General features: G+C 38.1%; 13 protein-coding genes and 1 other annotated feature. All 13 genes read right to left on the bottom strand.

The annotated features are described in order from the left end of the window. Positions 1-125 precede the first annotated feature (125 nt). The 13 genes from ACIQXI_RS01735 to ACIQXI_RS01675 all read right to left on the bottom strand — a co-directional run bounded on the left by ACIQXI_RS01735 (position 126) and on the right by ACIQXI_RS01675 (position 18,174). Complete coding sequence (locus tag ACIQXI_RS01735; RefSeq protein ID WP_402920959.1) at positions 126-2,771, bottom strand: valine--tRNA ligase; 2,646 nt, start codon at positions 2,769-2,771, stop codon at positions 126-128. 177 nt (positions 2,772-2,948) lie between these two features. Beyond that, positions 2,949-3,201 (bottom strand) — a binding site (T-box leader). 277 nt (positions 3,202-3,478) lie between these two features. Continuing rightward, the gene (locus ACIQXI_RS01730; protein WP_402920956.1) at positions 3,479-4,144 is read right to left on the bottom strand and encodes a valyl-tRNA synthetase; all 666 of its coding nucleotides are present in this window, start codon (positions 4,142-4,144) and stop codon (positions 3,479-3,481) included. A gap of 295 nt (positions 4,145-4,439) precedes the next feature. After that, positions 4,440-4,889, bottom strand: a complete 450-nt coding sequence (locus ACIQXI_RS01725) for an SRPBCC family protein (protein WP_402920953.1) — start codon at positions 4,887-4,889, stop codon at positions 4,440-4,442. 124 nt (positions 4,890-5,013) lie between these two features. Then, a complete protein-coding gene (gene hemL, locus ACIQXI_RS01720; RefSeq protein ID WP_402920950.1) occupies positions 5,014-6,306 on the bottom strand; it encodes a glutamate-1-semialdehyde 2,1-aminomutase in 1,293 nt (430 codons plus the stop codon). Next, positions 6,307-7,287, bottom strand: a complete 981-nt coding sequence (gene hemB, locus ACIQXI_RS01715; protein WP_402920947.1) for a porphobilinogen synthase — start codon at positions 7,285-7,287, stop codon at positions 6,307-6,309. It lies immediately after the preceding gene. A 2-nt stretch (positions 7,288-7,289) separates the two neighbouring features. Then, the gene (locus ACIQXI_RS01710; RefSeq protein WP_402920944.1) at positions 7,290-8,045 is read right to left on the bottom strand and encodes a uroporphyrinogen-III synthase; all 756 of its coding nucleotides are present in this window, start codon (positions 8,043-8,045) and stop codon (positions 7,290-7,292) included. Then, positions 8,035-8,967 (bottom strand): hydroxymethylbilane synthase, encoded by a 933-nt coding sequence (hemC, locus tag ACIQXI_RS01705; RefSeq protein ID WP_402920942.1) that lies wholly within the window; start codon positions 8,965-8,967, stop codon positions 8,035-8,037. Before hemC ends, ACIQXI_RS01710 begins: the two co-directional genes overlap by 11 nt. An 18-nt stretch (positions 8,968-8,985) precedes the next feature. Further along, positions 8,986-9,813, bottom strand: coding sequence for a cytochrome C assembly family protein (locus ACIQXI_RS01700; protein WP_402920939.1), 828 nt, complete (start codon positions 9,811-9,813; stop codon positions 8,986-8,988). Between the two features lie 221 nt (positions 9,814-10,034). Next, on the bottom strand, positions 10,035-11,399 hold the full coding sequence (gene hemA, locus ACIQXI_RS01695) for a glutamyl-tRNA reductase (protein WP_402920936.1): 1,365 nt from the start codon (positions 11,397-11,399) through the stop codon (positions 10,035-10,037). A gap of 309 nt (positions 11,400-11,708) precedes the next feature. Further along, positions 11,709-14,636, bottom strand: coding sequence for an S-layer homology domain-containing protein (locus ACIQXI_RS01690; protein WP_402920934.1), 2,928 nt, complete (start codon positions 14,634-14,636; stop codon positions 11,709-11,711). 17 nt (positions 14,637-14,653) lie between these two features. Then, entirely contained in the window at positions 14,654-16,102 is a 1,449-nt protein-coding gene (locus ACIQXI_RS01685; RefSeq protein ID WP_402920931.1) for an S-layer homology domain-containing protein, read from the bottom strand. Between the two features lie 79 nt (positions 16,103-16,181). Then, the gene (locus ACIQXI_RS01680) at positions 16,182-17,834 is read right to left on the bottom strand and encodes a hypothetical protein (RefSeq protein WP_402920928.1); all 1,653 of its coding nucleotides are present in this window, start codon (positions 17,832-17,834) and stop codon (positions 16,182-16,184) included. Positions 17,835-18,000: 166 nt separating this feature from the next. Beyond that, positions 18,001-18,174, bottom strand: a complete 174-nt coding sequence (locus ACIQXI_RS01675; protein WP_080653334.1) for a YjfB family protein — start codon at positions 18,172-18,174, stop codon at positions 18,001-18,003. Positions 18,175-18,303 lie beyond the last annotated feature (129 nt).

Raw genomic sequence — 18,303 nt, 5'->3', positions numbered from 1 at the left:
TTACTAACTATATTGTATAATACTATACAATATTTCCTAACTCAACACATATCTTTCGACGCATAACAAGAAAAACAGCAGGGGACTATTTCGTCACCTGCTGTTTTTTACAAATTACAATGCAATTACATATTTTTCAATTCTTCTAAACGTTTTAATACAACTGCATGTTTTTCTTCATAGTCCGCTAATTTTTCGCGTTCTGCGTTTACCAATGCTTCAGGTGCTTTGGAAACGAATTTCTCATTCGATAGCTTACCTGTAACAAGCTTTACTTCTTTCGCCCATTTTTCTAATTCTTTTTCTAGACGAGCGATTTCTTCCTCTAGATTAATTAACCCTACAAGTGGTAAAAATAGCTCAGCACCCGTCACCACGGCTGTCATAGATTGACTTGGCGCCTCTAAGCCTTCACCAATTGTTAACGGCTCAGGATTACAGAATTTTTCTAAATAGCTTTTATTCGCTTCTAGAATAGCAACAGTTGCTGCATCTTTTGCAGAAATAAATAATGGTACTTTTTTGCTCATTGGTGTATTAACTTCCGCACGAATATTACGCACCGAACGTATAATATCCATAAGGAGCTTCATATTGTCTGCTTCCTCAGCAAAATGAAGGTCTGTGCGCACAGTTGGCCATGCTGCCACCGTAATGGACTCACCTTCATGCGGTAAGTGTTGCCAAATTTCTTCTGTAATGAATGGCATAAGCGGATGTAGTAGACGCATCGTTTGGTCTAGTACGTAAGCTAAAATTGAACGAGTCGTTTTCTTCGCTGCTTCATCTTCACCATTCAATGGTAATTTCGCCATTTCAATATACCAAGAACAGAAATCATCCCAAATAAAGTTGTATAGCTCACGGCCAACTTCACCAAATTCATAGCGTTCTGCTAATGATGTTACACGTTCAATCGTTTCATTTAAGCGTGTTAAAATCCACTTATCTGCTACTGATTTTTCACCAGTTAAGTCGATTTCATCATATGTCATACCATCCATATTCATAAGTGCGAAACGGGAAGCATTCCAAATTTTATTCGCAAAGTTCCATACAGACTCTACTTTTTCTGTTGTATATCGTAAATCTTGACCTGGCGATGAACCTGTTGCTAAGAAATAACGCAGTGAGTCTGCACCGTAGTTCTCAATAACATCCATAGGGTCTACACCATTGCCAAGTGACTTACTCATCTTACGTCCTTCACCATCACGTACTAGTCCGTGGATTAATACGTCTTTGAAAGGGCGTTGTCCTGTAAATTCAATACCTTGGAAGATCATACGGGATACCCAGAAGAAAATAATATCGTAACCCGTTACAAGCGTACTTGTTGGATAATAACGTTGATATTCTTCATTTGCCTCATCAGGCCAGCCCATTGTAGAAAATGGCCATAGTGCAGATGAGAACCATGTATCTAATACATCTTCATCCTGTGTCCAATTTTCTGCATCAGAAGGTGCTTCTTTCCCTACGTAAATCTCACCTGTTTCATTATGATACCAAGCTGGGATTTGATGTCCCCACCATAATTGACGAGAAATACACCAGTCACGAATATTTTCCATCCAACGAGAATAAGTGTTTTCAAAACGTGATGGAACAAAGTTTACTTTACCTTCCTCGTCTTTTTGCAGTTCTAAAGAAGCATCTGCAAGTGGTTGCATTTTTACGAACCACTGTGCCGAAAGGTAAGGCTCTACCACCGCACCAGAACGTTCAGAGTGCCCTACAGAGTGCATATGCTCTTCAATATTGATTAGGACACCTGCTTCTTGTAAATCTTTAACGATTTGTTTACGGCATTCGAAACGATCCATCCCATTGTATTTACCGGCTAGTTCATTCATTGTACCGTCTTCGTTCATTACCAAAATACGTTCTAAGTTATGACGGTTACCAACTTCAAAGTCGTTCGGGTCATGAGCTGGTGTCATTTTTACTACGCCTGTACCAAATTCCATATCAACGTAATCGTCTGCTACGATAGGAATTTCACGGCCAACGATTGGTAAAATAACCGTTTTACCAATTAAGTGTTGGTAGCGCTCATCTTTCGGGTGTACCGCTACACCAGAGTCACCAAGCATTGTTTCAGGGCGTGTCGTTGCCACTTCCACATAGCCTGAACCATCTACTAGCGGGTATTTCATGTGGTAGAATGCACCTTGTACATCCTGATAGATTACTTCAATATCTGATAAGGCTGTTTTTGCTGCAGGATCCCAGTTAATAATACGTTCGCCACGATAAATTAAGCCCTTTTCATATAATTGAACGAATACCGTTTTAACGGCATCAGATAGTCCTTCGTCTAATGTGAAACGCTCGCGAGAATAATCTAATGCAAGGCCAAGCTTCGCCCATTGCGCGCGGATGTGCCCAGCATACTCTTCTTTCCATTCCCAAGTTTTTTCTAGGAATTTTTCACGGCCTAAATCATAACGTGTAATATTATCTTCACGTAGTTTTGCTTCTACTTTTGCTTGTGTTGCAATACCTGCATGGTCCATTCCAGGTAACCAAAGGGCATCGTACCCTTGCATGCGCTTCATACGGATTAAAATATCTTGAAGCGTTGTATCCCATGCGTGACCTAGGTGCAATTTACCCGTTACGTTCGGCGGTGGAATAACGATGGAATAAGGTTCTTTTCCGCTTTCAGGCTGTGCTTCGAAAAATTTACCTTGTAACCACCATTCATAGCGACCCGTTTCAATTGACTGCGGATCATATTTTGTCGGCATTGAAATGTTTTCTGTCATATAGACTCCTCCTGTTGTTAAAAAATATTTGTCATGTTAGCTTTGGCAAACTTTAAGACCACTCGCCTTAATATTGCAGTGTATGCACACCGCATAAATCAGTGACTATTGCCTGTGGCTTATTTGCTAATCATATGTATCCATCTTTTTAGCAAATAAAAAAACTCCTATCGTCAACAAAAGGACGAAGGAGTTTAAGTTCGCGGTACCACCTTTAATTCCAGCAGCATTAAGTTATATACTTACATATCATAAGCTTAAGACAGCTGGCTCTCAATTCGTTAACGGTGTTTAACCGGCTTTAACTACTATTAGTTCACTAAAGCTGCTCGAGGGCTACGTTCAATTAAGTACAGATAGAAACTTTTCAGCTACCGTTTCCTCTCTAAAAATGCACAAATAATTTACTCTTCCCTGTCATAGCATCCATATTCGACTTTCAAAATATTGTACCGCAAAATCATCTATTTTATCAAGTGATTTAGTTAATTTCAGCTAGTCTTACAAAGTAAATAGAAAAGGAAGTGATTATTCAAATGCGACGACGTAAGTATAACCCTTGGCTTTTACCACCATGGCTTCGACAATTCCGATTTTATTGTAGAACAATCATTGTACCAATTTGTGGTTTTCAGTTTATACGTGTCATCATCATCCCAACTTCTGGCGACCTTATCATCTTATTACTTTTACTGCTTCTATGCTATTTACTTTTGAAAGACATCATTTGATATACGAACTTTAAGCGGTGTATAGCCTTCTGTTAAGTCCCAGATCATCGAAGGTACTTCATTCCAGGAACTTGATTCACGCACGGCTGTGTGGCTGGAAGATTCTCTTAGCACTATTTTTTGCTCGGCTGGTGCTGATGGCTTAGCTTTTACAGTTGCTTCTACAGATGTCGGTTGCTTTACTTGAACAGTTTGCTCAACAAACGTAGATTCTTCCACTGGCGCTACAACAAGCTGTTCTTCTAAAGCACTGATATTTTCTACTACTGGCACTGCCTCACTAAATGTACTCGTCACGGTCCATTCTAATTGGCACGTTTGATTGGACAATACCGGACGAACGTCCTTTACCATAATATCTTTAATGGCTGCATCTTTTGGTAAATCTACATTTAATGGCACTGCATATTCGAAATAACCTGTGTCACCTTGTACATCGAGTGCATCAATACTAATTAAATCATCCGCATCCATAAAAGATTGCATGTCTTGAAAATCAAAGCGTACATGCGCTGTAATATGATAAATACCATTTAATCTCAGTGAATCTTCTAATTGCATTGACTGCCATTGTGGCTTTATTTGTACAGTTGCAATTTCTGTAGGGCAACCGTACCCCGGAAAACAAAATGTCTCACGCATCTTCCAAGTTTTCTGTTCGATAATAATCCCTCCCTTTGCATCATATGAATCACAAAAGGAATGTATGCTAGTCAATAACGGGTAAACAAAGAAAAAGTGTTACATTGATTGTCATCAATCTAACACTTTTTCATCGTTGAAGTCCGCTAGGTAGTTGCTTGCTGATGGATTATCGGCGATTTGCATACATTTATCAGCGGTTTCGACTGTTTTAACGGCGATTCACCCGCTTTTATCAGCGATTCCCTTAGAGCTACCACTTTGCCACCATTAGCTTCCTACCATCTGTGAATGCTTATACCGTCGTTACCATTTTAATTTTATTCGCTACGCGATCAGTCAACATTTGTGTAGCTTTCGGTACGATTGGTTTAAAGATTGGGTTTAGTACAGGTCCAGCTAAGCCCCCTGCCGTAACTTCCAAAAAGCCTGTCATTTTTGTATTGTTTGCATCAATGCTTTCTGCTAGGAAATAGCCGTTTCCTGTAAAATTATCTGATAGACCTTTTAATTCGAAAGTTACTTTTGAAGGTGCTGTCCACTCTAAAATTGTAATCTCTACTTCTACTGTTTTTTTCAGTACACCAACATTACCTTTGAATGTCCACGTAGAGTGTTTTTCATCTAGCATCGTATGTGCGTTATAACCTGGGACAAGCTTTGCCCATTTTTCCATGTCACTAACAAATTCCCAAACATGTTCAATTGCTACGGGTACTTCTACTGTATGTGTGCCTGTTGCCATTTTAAAACCACTACTTTCTTTTCTGAATAGCTCTATTATAAACTAAAACGCCCACTATTTGGCTATGCTGAAAGTTTTAATTTTGACAAAAAAAAGCCACCCCAAAAGGATGGCTGTAAGTATGTTATTGTGCTAATTGTGCAAACACTTTATGGAAGGCATCAACTGTTTTCGCGATATGCTCCTCAGTATGTGCTGTCGAAATAAACAATCCTTCAAATTGTGAAGGTGGCAAGAAAACCCCTTCTTCTGCCATTAAGCGGAAGTATTCAGCAAATAATTGTAAATCTGACGTTTTCGCTGAAGCAAAATCGATGACATCTTCATTTGTAAAGAAGAAACCAATCATTGAACCAGCTCGATTTACAGTATGTGGAATATTATAGGTTGAAGCTGCTGCTCGGAAACCTGCTTCTAATTGATCCCCTAATTTTTTGAAATATTCATAGGAATTTGCATCAAGGCGAGATAATGTTTCATAACCCGCAGTCATAGCTAATGGATTACCTGATAATGTCCCCGCTTGATAAATCGGACCAGCTGGTGCTACTTGTTCCATCACTTCTTTTTTACCAGCGAAAGCACCTACAGGAAGCCCACCACCAATTACTTTTCCAAGCGTTGTCATATCTGGTGTTACGCCAAAGTAACCTTGTGCACAACCATAATCGACGCGGAAACCTGTCATAACCTCATCAAAGATTAATAATGCCCCGTGTTTAGTTGTTAGTTCTCGTAAACCTTCAAGGAATCCTGGTTGTGGTGGAACTACACCCATATTTCCTGCTACTGGCTCAACGATAACTGCTGCAAGCTCAGACCCGAATTTTTCGAATACTTGTTTTGCACCTTGTAAATCATTATACGCTACAGTTAATGTATTACGCGCAATGTCTGCTGGAACACCTGGGCTATCAGGTAAGCCTAATGTTGCAACACCTGATCCAGCTTTAATTAGCAATGAATCGCCGTGCCCGTGATAAGAACCTTCAAATTTTAAAATTTTATCGCGGCCTGTCACACCACGCGCTACACGTAATGCAGACATCGTCGCCTCTGTTCCAGAGGATACAAAACGAATCATTTCCATGCCTGGTAGACGCTCCAGCACTAACTTAGCTAAACGATTTTCTGTATAGCTCGGTGCACCGAACGAAGAACCTTTTGCTGCTGTTTCAGCGATAGCTTGTACAACATCTGGATGAGTGTGTCCTAAAATTAAAGGTCCCCATGATAATACGTAGTCGATGTATTCATTGCCATCAATATCTGTAATTATTGCACCGTGCCCTGATTCCATGAAGATAGGGTCCATATTCACAGATTTAAATGCACGAACAGGACTACTAACACCGCCTGGCATTAAGTGAATTGCTTCTGCATATGCTTGTTTTGATTTTTCGTAAGAACGCGCCATTTATTTTCCCTCCAACCAACGTGCTACATCTTTAGCGTGATACGTAATAATTAAATCTGAACCTGCTCGTTTCATACCTAACAATGTCTCCAACACTACTTTTTTCTCTTCAATCCAGCCATTAATAGCTGCAGCTTTAATCATTGCATATTCACCTGATACGTTATAGGCAACAATCGGTAATGTATAGTTATTTTTCATATCTCGAATAATATCTAAATAGCTAAGGGCCGGCTTCACGATTAAGAAATCTGCACCTTCTTCAATATCTGATTCAGCTTCACGGAATGCTTCCATACGGTTTGCTGGATCCATTTGGTATGATTTACGATCACCAAACTGTGGCGCGCCATCCGCTGCATCACGGAAAGGACCATAGTAGCTTGATGCATATTTAACGGCATATGACATAATTGGTACATTTTCAAAGCCAGCTTCGTCAAGACCGGTACGAATCGCAGCAACAAAGCCATCCATCATATTCGATGGCGCAATAATATCTGCTCCTGCTTTTGCTTGAGATACTGCCGTGCGTGCTAACACATCAAGAGAAGCGTCATTTAAAATCTGCTCGCCCTCAATTAAGCCACAATGTCCATGGTCTGTAAACTCACATAGGCATGTATCTGCAATCACTAAAAGTTCCGGATAACGCTCTTTAATAAGGCGTGTAGCTTCTTGCACAATTCCATGATCATGGAAGGCTCCTGTGCCTACTGCATCTTTTTCTGCTGGTAAGCCGAATAAAATAACAGCTGGGATACCTAAAGCAACCACTTCATCAACTTCAGCACCTAGGTTATCTAACGAAAACTGAAAAACACCTGGCATAGAAGGAACTTCATTTTTAATATTTTCGCCTTCTATAACGAAAATGGGATAAATTAAGTCCTCTTTGTGTAAATAAGTTTCTTTTACCATAGATCGAATCGTTGCATTTGCGCGTAAACGACGATGTCTGTGAAATTGTAAATTTGTCATGTTCATTCCTCTACTTTCGTTAATTCCTCGATGACTGCTTGCATTGTATAAACACTCGGCATAATGTCAACAGTAGCACCGTGGTTTATAATAGCTGCTTCTGTAATATGACCAATTGCCGCCACACGTACCGCTTCCCAACCAATAACGGAAGCAACCTCCATTGCATAGACATCGACAGCGGAGGGGCTTGCAAAGATGACTGTGACATCTAGATGTTGCTGAATACAGTCAATAATTACTTGTTTTTGGTCGTGGCGCTCAATCGTTTCATAAACCGTCCATTCCTTTAATTTAAAGGGCAAACCTTCCTTTAATGTTTTTTTCGCTTTTTCTCCACGAATAAATAAACATGTTGGCTTGTCCCCTGCAATTAGTGGAAACTCTTTAACAAATACATCTGCACTAAATACCGAAGGCATAAAGCTCACTTGAAAACCTAACTTCTCTAATGCCTCCGTAGTTTTTGTTCCTATCGATGCAATTTTCCCTTGAAAATGACTTGCACGTAATTGACTGCGAGTCATCTTCTTTGCAAAAGCATCGACCGCATTTTGACTCGTAAAAATGAGCCAGTTAAATTGGCGCGCACATTCTAAATGCATGCCGTCATTTCTATCAATAATTTCGCAAGTTTCTATTAATGGGGCAAAGACTGCCTGACCACCTAACGTAGAAATATCTTCAACAACTGTTGCTGTTTTAGACGTTCCGGTTAAAATAATTGTTTTACCTTGTAAAGGTAAATTATTTTGCATCTTGCTCTGCCTTCACACGTTGAATTAACGCATAGGCACCTTGCTTCGTTAACATCTCCGCAAGTTCATTTCCGATTGCTTGTGCATCAGTACCCATCACCGTCTCTTTATAAATAACCGATGCATCCGGTGCGGCAACTAAGCCTGTCAGTGTAATTTGTTCCCCATTTAACTTAGCATAACCTGCGATAGGTACTTGGCAACCACCGTCCATAGCAGCTAAGAAAGCTCGTTCTGCATGCGCTTCTTGCCATGTCGCATTATCTGTTATTTTTGCAAGTTCCGCTAATAGTTCTGTATCGTCTTTACGGCATTCAATCCCTAAGGAGCCTTGCGCAACCGCTGGCAGACAATCCTCAACAGATAAAAATTCTGTTACGACATCATCACTCCACCCAAGTCGTTTTAATCCTGCTGCGGCTAAAATAATAGCATCGTATTCTTCCGTTTCAAGCTTTGCTAAACGAGTATCTACATTGCCACGAATCCATTTGATTTCAATGTCTGGACGCATCGTTAAGAGTTGAGCACTACGTCGAAGGGAACTTGTCCCCACTACCGCTCCTGCAGGAAGATCTGCAAATTTCACATGACCTTTAGAAATAAATGCATCACGCGCATCCTCTCGAGGAGGTATGCAACCAATGACTAAACCTTCAGGTAGCACTGCAGGCATATCTTTCATAGAATGGACAGCAAAATCAATTTCTTTATCGAAAAGCGCCTGTTCAATTTCTTTTACAAAAAGCCCTTTACCGCCAACTTTAGAAAGTTGAACATCTAAAATTTGATCGCCTTTTGTCACAATTTCTTTTACTTCAAATTCAAACGGCGCACCTGCTGCCTTTAGTTCATTGATGAACCAATTTGTTTGCGTTAATGCTAATTTACTTCTCCTAGAACCTACAATAATTTTTCTCAACAGTCTCCAACCTTTCTTCTAATACCATAAATGGAATCGAGATAAGCTACTTCCTAAAAAGAAGTTTACGACCACCAATAAATACGCATAAATATGTACCCATGCATAATTAGTGCCAGTCAACTTACTTTTACGATTCACATATAAAATACAGCAATATAATACTAAAATGATAAAGGAACCTATTATCTTCGCATCAAAGATCGATAAACTCTCTAACCTTAATAATGCCCATTCAAACCCTAAAATTAAACTAATAAATAACATTGGAATACCTATAAAAAATGAAACATTCATCCAACTGCTCGTTTGCTGTAGTGATGGCAAACGCGTCCATAATTGAGACCATTTCTTCTTTTTTAATAAGCGATATAAAACTAAATATAATATCGCAAAAACAAAAGTTAACGTGAACGCAGCATATGATAAAATCGCAAATGATATATGAATAAATAGCATTTCCGAAATTAATGTATCTCCTACTGCTCCTGTTGGTCTTTTTGGCATGAATGTAAAGATACTAGCAAAAATAAAACCTAATATATTAATAATAAATACTGGTAAATCGACTCTCGCTATACAGTGGAGAATAATCGATAATGTGACAAGCAACCAAGAATAGAAAAGGATTCCCTCGTACAAAGATAAAATCGGGAAACGCTTCGTTTCTATAAAGGTTAATATAATAATGGCACTTTGAATTACCCATACAAATGAAACAAGCCAAAAAGCAATTCGCCTTGCACGTACTTGCTTATAAAAATAATCAGTGAAATAAAACACTAGACTAATCGCATACAAAACGATCATCACTTCGTAGAGTCTTGTCATTGTCAAATCAGCCAATGGACATCCCTTCTTTATATCAAAAAGTGCTAAAGTTACTATAAACAGTATCCCAGCCTAAAAAAGACGTTTTCGTATCTTTAGTTTACCATACAGATACGAAAACGCCTCATGTAATTTCAAGTTCGCACACGCCAGTAAAAGCACCAAATTCGTGGTTTCACCTTACATGACTCACTTTGTGAGCCTCAAAGATTGTGGAGCTCGAATGTCTAGACATCTTAGAAAGAGTACTTTGGTTCAGTAGGTGTTTGCGATGACTGTAAACGTTCTTTACGCTCAAGCTCTTGCTTGTTCATCATATCCACTTCTACTTCCACAGCATCCTCAATGCCGAAAATTTGTTGGAATAAACGTAACTGTTCATTTGCTTTTGGTGAGTTGGCCATTTCTTTAGCTTGTAGAATAGGCTCTTTTAACAATTGATTTATAATTGATTTTGTATGCTTGCTTAAAATCTTACGTTCACGATCCGTTAACTCTGGCATTTTATTTTCAATGCTGAACATTGTTTCTTCTTGGATTTGGTTTGCTTTTTTACGTAATGCCGAGATAACTGGCACGACACCCAGTGTAGCAAACCAATCTTTAAATTGTACAACTTCTTTATGAATCATTTGCGTAATTTCAGATGCCGCACGTTCACGCTCTGCTAAGTTCGCTTCTACAATACCTTGTAAATCATCGATATCATATAAGAACACATTAGGTAGATCGCCAACACGTGGATCAATATCACGTGGTACCGCAATATCAACCATAAATAACGGTTTCCCTTTACGTAAACGTTCAACAAGTTGCATTAATTCATAATCAATAACAAAATCAGTTGCACCTGTAGACGTAATTAAAATGTCCGCTTCAAGTAGCGAGCATTGTAATTCCCTCATCGATTTTGCTTGGCCCTGGAATTTTGCTGCTAAAGTTTCTGCTTTTTCAAACGTACGGTTAATAACGGTTACTTTTCCAACGCCATTGCCATATAAATTTTCTATAGCTAGTTCACCCATTTTGCCTGCGCCTAAAATAGCAACATGCTTGCGTTGTAAAGATCCGAAAATTTTCTTTGCTAATTCTACTGCTGCATAGGAAACAGAAACTGCATTTTCGCCAATTGCTGTTTCACTATGTGCACGTTTGGCAAATGTCACCGCTTGTTTAAATAACTGATTGTAGACCGTACCTGTCGTCCCAATCTCTTGTCCATTTAAGAAGCTTTTCTTCACTTGTCCTAAAATTTGCGTTTCACCAAGCACCATTGAATCAATTCCAGCAGTTACTTTAAACAAATGTTCTAATGCCTCATCTTCTTCTCGAATTGTTAAATAAGAAGAAAAAGTCTCCACAGGCAAGTTGAACCAATCTGCTAAAAATTGCTTTACATAGTGTCGTCCAGTATGCAATTGATCGACTACTGCATAGATTTCTGTACGATTACAAGTAGAAACGATTACGTTTTCCAATATACTTTTTTGTTGTTGCAGCGCTTCCATTGCTTGTGGTAGCTCGCTCTCTATGAAAGATAGCTTTTCACGAATTTCAACTGGCGCTGATTTATAATTCAAGCCTACTACAATGGTATGCATGAATAACACCTCACACGTTCTAATTCACAAGTCTCATTATAGCACAGTTCGACAATAGTTCACCTAAAATTTGTGAACATGTCATGAAGAACTATAACTCGTTTTTAAATTAGAATTATTATAAACTGAGTTTAACAAATTATACGTTGTGTTTCAAATTTAAAAACTGCACTTAAAGCGAGGCACTTTCTGCTTAGTAAAAATAGAAAACGATGGTTCCATCATATAGTGTAAAAAAGACTGTAGTACGACTCACCTATATTAGTGAGTGCGTCTACAGTCTAGCTAGCGCTATAATAACGCCTTTAATTAATTTGTAATTGTTACCGTTTGTTGCGAGATAATGTTGCCATCTTTATCATAAGCAAGATATTCAATGTCACTATTCACTTTAAAGTCATTCATAGTTTGGACATTTTTCGTCAACATAAACACACTATCACTGCGTTTTTGAAGTTCAAATTGCACATCGCCACTTACAGACGAATAACGTACAACGACTTTGGCTACATTTGAACAATTACTATCAATTCTTGCGTTCATCGTAATATAGCCTTTTCTTATCGTAACTGTTGCTTCTTCAAATAAATCATCTGGATTGATACAACTTGAAGGTGACGTTTTACATAAGATAGAATCAATTATTTTTTGAGCGACCTGATGGAATTGGTAATTATCAATGGCATGATAGTAAATGCCTCCAGTTTCCTCAGCTACTTGTGAAAGCGTCGCCTCATTTATTTGATTTTTCTTACCCATACTTACTGTATAAATTTTAATACCTTTCTTTTTCGCATCATTGATAACTTTAGTCATTTTGGATTTGCTAGTTTTTCCATCAGACACGACAACAATGGATTTGGACGTTTTTGTATCATTTGAGAATTTCGTAAGAGCTAATTCTATGCCTGTAAAAATATCGGTAGCGCCCTTCTCTTTCGACGTACGATATAAGTCTTTCTTCAAGACATTTTCTGCACTACCTTCTCCTAATACAGTGGCACTTGTATTCGTTTCAATGACTATATTATTTTTAGCTTGGATTTGGTTGATTAATTCTACCATTTTTTTGCCGCGATAATTCGTTTGGTCAATACGCTTCATAGATGATGAGTAATCGACAACGTATGCGACTTCAGTAGATAATGTACAAGCATTTTTACTAAAGTAAGGATTTGTATAAATGTCTTTCGTAATTGTTTTATCTGTAATCTCTTTTAACATCGTTGCATAACGTGGATCTACTTTATTAACGAGCGTAGCTTCTATTTTAGACTTTCCATAGATGATGGAGTCAAAATAAGCTACTGCAGTCCCTGGACCACCAGTATTATTCAAATAATCTGAAGTGTTCGTAACAAAGGATGCCGTTTTCTCCACACCATCAAATTTAATTTTAACAGTTCCTTGATAGTCCGTAATAATTTCTCCGCCCGGACGTACTAACGTTACCATTACTTGTGTATATCGATCTTTCCCGTTTGGTCTTGAAGCTGCATCCGCACTTTCTTTCAACGCCTCAACACGTTTTTTATAGGCTTCTACTTGTCCTAATAATTTACCACCTTGGTATTTTAATAACACTGTGCGTTCATAATTACTTAAGCTCATTAGTATCGCATAAATTTTCATGACACTATCATAGTGCTCTAATGTTAAATTCTTTTCTTCCGGCATATATTTCGGGCTCATTAATTGGATAATGGCACCAACCGGATTAATATTTTCAACTTGTGACGCAATATTATCATCGATTCCTTGGATGCGATAGATTGGACGGCCATCTTCTGAAATCATGTACATAATTTCTGTTTTAGCTGGAGACGTCACTGAATCTTTTAAACGGTCATTCAGTATTTTTTCAAATAAGTACACAGAGATATTGTAGTTTTCAAATTGTAAAATGGCATTCTCATAACCTACAGCTGGATACTTCGGATCTGAACCACCATACTGTAAATAAATATTTTCTACTGCCCCTAAGGCATTTGTAACATTTGTTTGTTGGCCAATGCTAAATTTCTTATCATCCGCATCAGGATCTAATGGCACTGGACCATAAACATCAATTAGATTTTCTGTGAAAAACTCCGGTGGCTTTTCGTACTGCACATAAGGTGGCGTTACACTGCCGTTATCGTCTGTATTCGTTGGGTCATACACTTTAAAATCGATGCGCAGTTCTGGCTGTGGTAAATAACGAACATGTGCATTTAATTTTTCACCTACAAGACATTTCATACTAGGGTCTGTATTATTAATGAGTTCAAATGTGATTGTGTCACGCACAGATTTTGTTAGCTTTTTCGCTTTAACAAATGCTGTTACAGTGGAACCATCTGATTGTACGTTACGCACAGACTCCCCAGCTGCATTGACAATATCTGCTCCGTATGCAGACGTTACACGGAACGTATAAGACTTATCATCGGCAATTGGGTCACCATTACATGCTTTAAGAGATACTGTAATTGGCGTCATATCTTCCCCATTTGCAATTAAATCTGGCTTTTCCACTTCAATGCTTTGTAATGCGTTATTAACATTGTCAGGACCTGTAAAATCACTGTCATTATCTGTAGGCACTTCAAAGTCACCGCTATTAGAGCCCATAAAACCTGCTGGTAACGTAATCTTATCATTATCGCGACCTGCAGCAGAGCGTTTCAATCCTTCTACAGCAAAGGAATCATTTTGAACTATACGATATAAAAATACTGCTGCATCACCGCGCGATAATTTCGTAGACGGGTTAAAATCAGCAAATGTTTTTTTACCTGTAGTTCCAGTTGAAATATCCTTTGTATATAAATATTGAACTGCTTGTGGTTCATCTAAATCTAATCCTTTAAACGCAGCATAGATACGTGCAAAATGGCCACGCGTAATAGACTTCGAACGATTCGCCATTACATGTGTTCCATCAAATGGCAAATAAAAATCACTATAAAAATTATAAGCAACGCTGTCGTTATACGATAACGCATAGTTTTTATCCAGCTTTGCCATCATTGTCACAAGTTCTCGTTCGGTTACTTGTTCATTTGGTAAAAAGTTATTCGCACTGTTTAATGATAATAAATCATTATCGACCGCCCACGAAATAGCTTTGTATTTACTGCTGGATGTCGGGACATCTTTAATCGTTGTAGCAGCAAGAGAGACCGTTGGTGTTACAGTCATAAAGGCTAGTAATAAACTAGCCAATACGAGCAATGCCTTTTGCGCAAATTTCATTTATTTCAGTCCTTTCATTAGTTAAAGAATAAAATATCATCTCGATAGTTTTGTTTTAAATCATCCTCTAAATAGTTTAAGAAGCGTTCAAGTACAACGGATGCTTGTGCGCGAGTTAACGGTTGATTTGGATTGAATCGGCCAGTTACCGGATCTCCTGTCATGAGACCAAGCTCATTGACAATATAAATGCCATCTCTTGAGTAGTCCGGAATTTGTGCATCATCTACAAACTTCGTTACATAACCAGGTTCTGGCGCTTTATTTTCAAGCCCTAATGCACGTACAAAAATTGCAGCAGCTTGCGCGCGTGTAATGGCATTATCTGGTTTGAAATAATCCGGTGTTACACCTTTAATAATGCCTTTGTTCACAGCTGATTCAATATAACCATAATCTTTGATTGTACGCTTCACGTCTTTAAAAACGCTGGTAGTCGGTTTTTTTGTAGGCTTTTCATCCAACACACGAAGGTCGACTGCTTTCCCAATCGCAATTGTAAAGTCAATTCGTTTCATTGGTGTATTTGGGGAAAAGAAATTACTTGTATCCGAATAAATCCCTAATGAATATAGCTTGTCAATTGCGCTTTTTGCATAGTGATTCGATAAATCACGGAATTTAGGAATAATGAGACGTTCAATCGTCGGCGTATATTCTGCATTCAAATCAACTTTGCCTTTTTGTCCAGAAGCTAAGTCATACGTATATTCTGAAATGACATCCTTTTCACTAACAACTGCATAGCCCCCATCAAAACTAGCTAAACTACCTGGGTTTTCCTCATAGTTAAGAACACGCGATTTACTCGTTGAATGACGATTTTTAACATGACTTGTTGTGCCATCACTATACGTATAAACTGATTCTGTAATTTGCGTTTCAGTAGCACCCCAGAAATTTTCATAGCCTGCATGACGGCTATCTGTATCTATTGTTACCGTATTGGTTTTAGCATTTTTGCCTGAGCCAGTCTGATAAGTAAATGTCTTTCTCGAAATAACATTACCGGAAAAATAATCAGAGGCTGCACGGTTATCTGTCACAGTTCCTTGAGAAAATTGGTAGTCGGCTAATGTATACGTTATTTTTCCTACTACAATTTTTTCAGAATATTTTTTTACAACCCCATTGGATGTTTTTTGTCCAATCGTATCATAATTGACAACATCTGATTCATACGCAATATTTCTCGTTAATGTCGCTCCATTACTTGCAGTTAGTTTTAAATTATACGTTTCTGTTAACTTTCCTTTTGTTTCTTTTTGTGTAATTTTAATATCTTTACTCGTACCTTTAAAAATGATAGGCGTCCCAGTAATGAACACTGCTTCCTCATATGTATATTCATTTTTTACAGCACCCGTCGTTTCCACCGATGCGGCAGAGGCATCTGCGAGCATACTCGTCCCCATAGCGAACACCATAACAATGGCAAACAGTACTTTCATTAAATGTTTTCGCATCTGTTCTTTTTCCCTCTCTTTCTTCCCGTGCATATGCACAGATGAAGCTATCTCATAATACAGAGATAGCTTCTATCTATTAATCAACTAAAATGAAATGTGCTTTTACAAATCGGTCAGATAATACAACTAGACGATCAGATGGTTCCAAATCAGATGGTTGAATTACTTTCCCTGCTTTTATAAGCGTCGCTTGATCAATATTCATATCGACCATTTCGCCCGCTTCATACCAACGGCCGTTTTGCCATTGACTGACACTTTTCACATTAATCGTAGCTGGATATGTTGATTTTACTGACTGTAATTTACCTACTAACATGAGTGGGGCTACTGGTTTTGCATTATCTAACATGTGTAATGCTTGTACGTGCCCGTTGTTGACATAGAAGTAGCCATAATCACCTTCAGATAAATACAGTTCAATATCTGGCATCACGCTATATGTTTTATTACCATCATCAACCATTGCCTTTGTTGAATTACTAACAGATAATACGGTACTTGCTGTTTTTTTGAACACATTTGATTCAATTTTCATTGCATCATCAATTTTAATTAGATAACCATCCGCTTGAGCTAAACGTCCATAATATAATTCATGGGATGCTAAGTTTGGTGACATAAAGCTATCACTCGTTACTTCCACAACTTGTGCATAATGATCACGAGCAGCACCATCAGTTATGACAAACGCCGTTCCATATGCCAATAATCCTGTTGGTTGAATAAAACGACCATTACGAATTAGGATCGAGCCATCATGGAAATACAGCGTGCCAGCAGATTTAAGTTTTAATAATTGATAGTCTGTATCAACTGAAATCATTGGCTCATAGTACGTGCGTTCATTGTTTTTCAAGACGACAATCTTTTCAATGACCTCTTTGCCAAATTGTTTAACCGTTGCATAATAGGCTACACTACCAACGTAATTTTTCAATTGGCCTTTTTCGATTTTTGTATTGCCAACGTAAATTGGCACTTTGCTCGAAAAGTTCATTGTTGAAAGAGCTGTTGTCGTTGTAGAACCAAATTGCCAGTTTACAAAGGCATTCTGATTTTTCACCGTTAATTTGTTGGTATTAATATTAACCGCTTGAATTTCACCTTTATAAAGATTTTCAACTACGCTTCCTGTCTCGCTAATATCGACTTTTGTGACAATAGAAGTGCTGGTATTTTTTAAGTGAAGTTTTACCCGATCACCTATATACATTCCACTAATATCAATCGATGAGGAACCCTTTTGGAAAGCAGTGTCCTTATTTAAATAATATGTAGTTTCTTTTCCGATATCTGGTTTCACCATAACAAACAAACCTTTTGGGTCAATGCTTGTAATGACGCCTGCAACGGTTCTTGCATTTTGTGCGATTACCGTCGATTCCTCAGACATATTGGACGTACCACGAAGCTCAACTACACTACGAAGTGAAATTTGCGCTTCTACTTTCATGCCCATTTTAAAGCCTTCAATCGTTGTTTCTGTGTTATTAATGTACAGGCGAGCATTGTTATTGATATTGTACGTAACTTGACGACCGCTAGTATTTTCTAATGTGATTTTACTAAGTTGTTTTTCTACTTGCCCGTTTGCATTTGTATATTCTGAATAGGTTACATCTACGAAGGTTCCTGTTACTAACTGTGCGGCTTGGACAGTTGGTAATGATGGCAAACTAAATGCCATTAATAATAGAACAATCAATATGTATGGAATCTTCTTCAACAATTCCCGCCTCCTTAAAAAAATGTTATTTATAAATAGTATATCGTATTATTGGTAGTTTTTCGTATTTAAAAAGTTACATTTTAACGTGCTTTTCTATTATTTTAAATCTACCATTAGACATAAAGGTAGAGGTAGCTTCCAACTTCAAGCTACCTTGCCATCATCATACTTGGATGTCAATTGTATGTCCTGCTGTTGGATGTGGAGCATCTAACATTTCAACTAACTGTTCAGTATTTTGTTGTTGCATCTCCATTGCTTGTTTCGTAACAGCTAAAGAGACATTTTGCATAAGATTTGATTGATTCATTGCGATTGATAAAGCTGCAATATCCATTTTAGTCCACCTCCTATATGATTTATCGGCTCCATTTAGCATTCATCAAGTCATTTCCACATATTTGTCCACAACTTTTAAACTAGTAGTAGTAGAGCTTCAGTTGCTCTTTTACATAACCGGGCGGCG

It is taken from the genome of Lysinibacillus sp. NPDC097195 (genome assembly GCF_044762075.1).
In the GTDB taxonomy this organism is placed as follows: Bacteria; Bacillota; Bacilli; order Bacillales_A; family Planococcaceae; genus Lysinibacillus.
Note: the sequence above shows the minus strand (reverse complement) of the source record. Positions and strands in the feature narration are given on the sequence as shown.

Bases quoted from the DNA above. Each gene is read 5' to 3' on its own strand.
- ACIQXI_RS01735 (WP_402920959.1), bottom strand. From the start codon at position 2,771: ATGACAGAAAACATTTCAATGCCGACAAAATATGATCCGCAGTCAATT.
- ACIQXI_RS01730 (WP_402920956.1), bottom strand. From the start codon at position 4,144: ATGCGTGAGACATTTTGTTTTCCGGGGTACGGTTGCCCTACAGAAATT.
- ACIQXI_RS01725 (WP_402920953.1), bottom strand. From the start codon at position 4,889: ATGGCAACAGGCACACATACAGTAGAAGTACCCGTAGCAATTGAACAT.
- hemL (WP_402920950.1), bottom strand. From the start codon at position 6,306: ATGGCGCGTTCTTACGAAAAATCAAAACAAGCATATGCAGAAGCAATT.
- hemB (WP_402920947.1), bottom strand. From the start codon at position 7,287: ATGACAAATTTACAATTTCACAGACATCGTCGTTTACGCGCAAATGCA.
- ACIQXI_RS01710 (WP_402920944.1), bottom strand. From the start codon at position 8,045: ATGCAAAATAATTTACCTTTACAAGGTAAAACAATTATTTTAACCGGA.
- hemA (WP_402920936.1), bottom strand. From the start codon at position 11,399: ATGCATACCATTGTAGTAGGCTTGAATTATAAATCAGCGCCAGTTGAA.
- ACIQXI_RS01690 (WP_402920934.1), bottom strand. From the start codon at position 14,636: ATGAAATTTGCGCAAAAGGCATTGCTCGTATTGGCTAGTTTATTACTA.
- ACIQXI_RS01685 (WP_402920931.1), bottom strand. From the start codon at position 16,102: ATGCGAAAACATTTAATGAAAGTACTGTTTGCCATTGTTATGGTGTTC.
- ACIQXI_RS01675 (WP_080653334.1), bottom strand. From the start codon at position 18,174: ATGGATATTGCAGCTTTATCAATCGCAATGAATCAATCAAATCTTATG.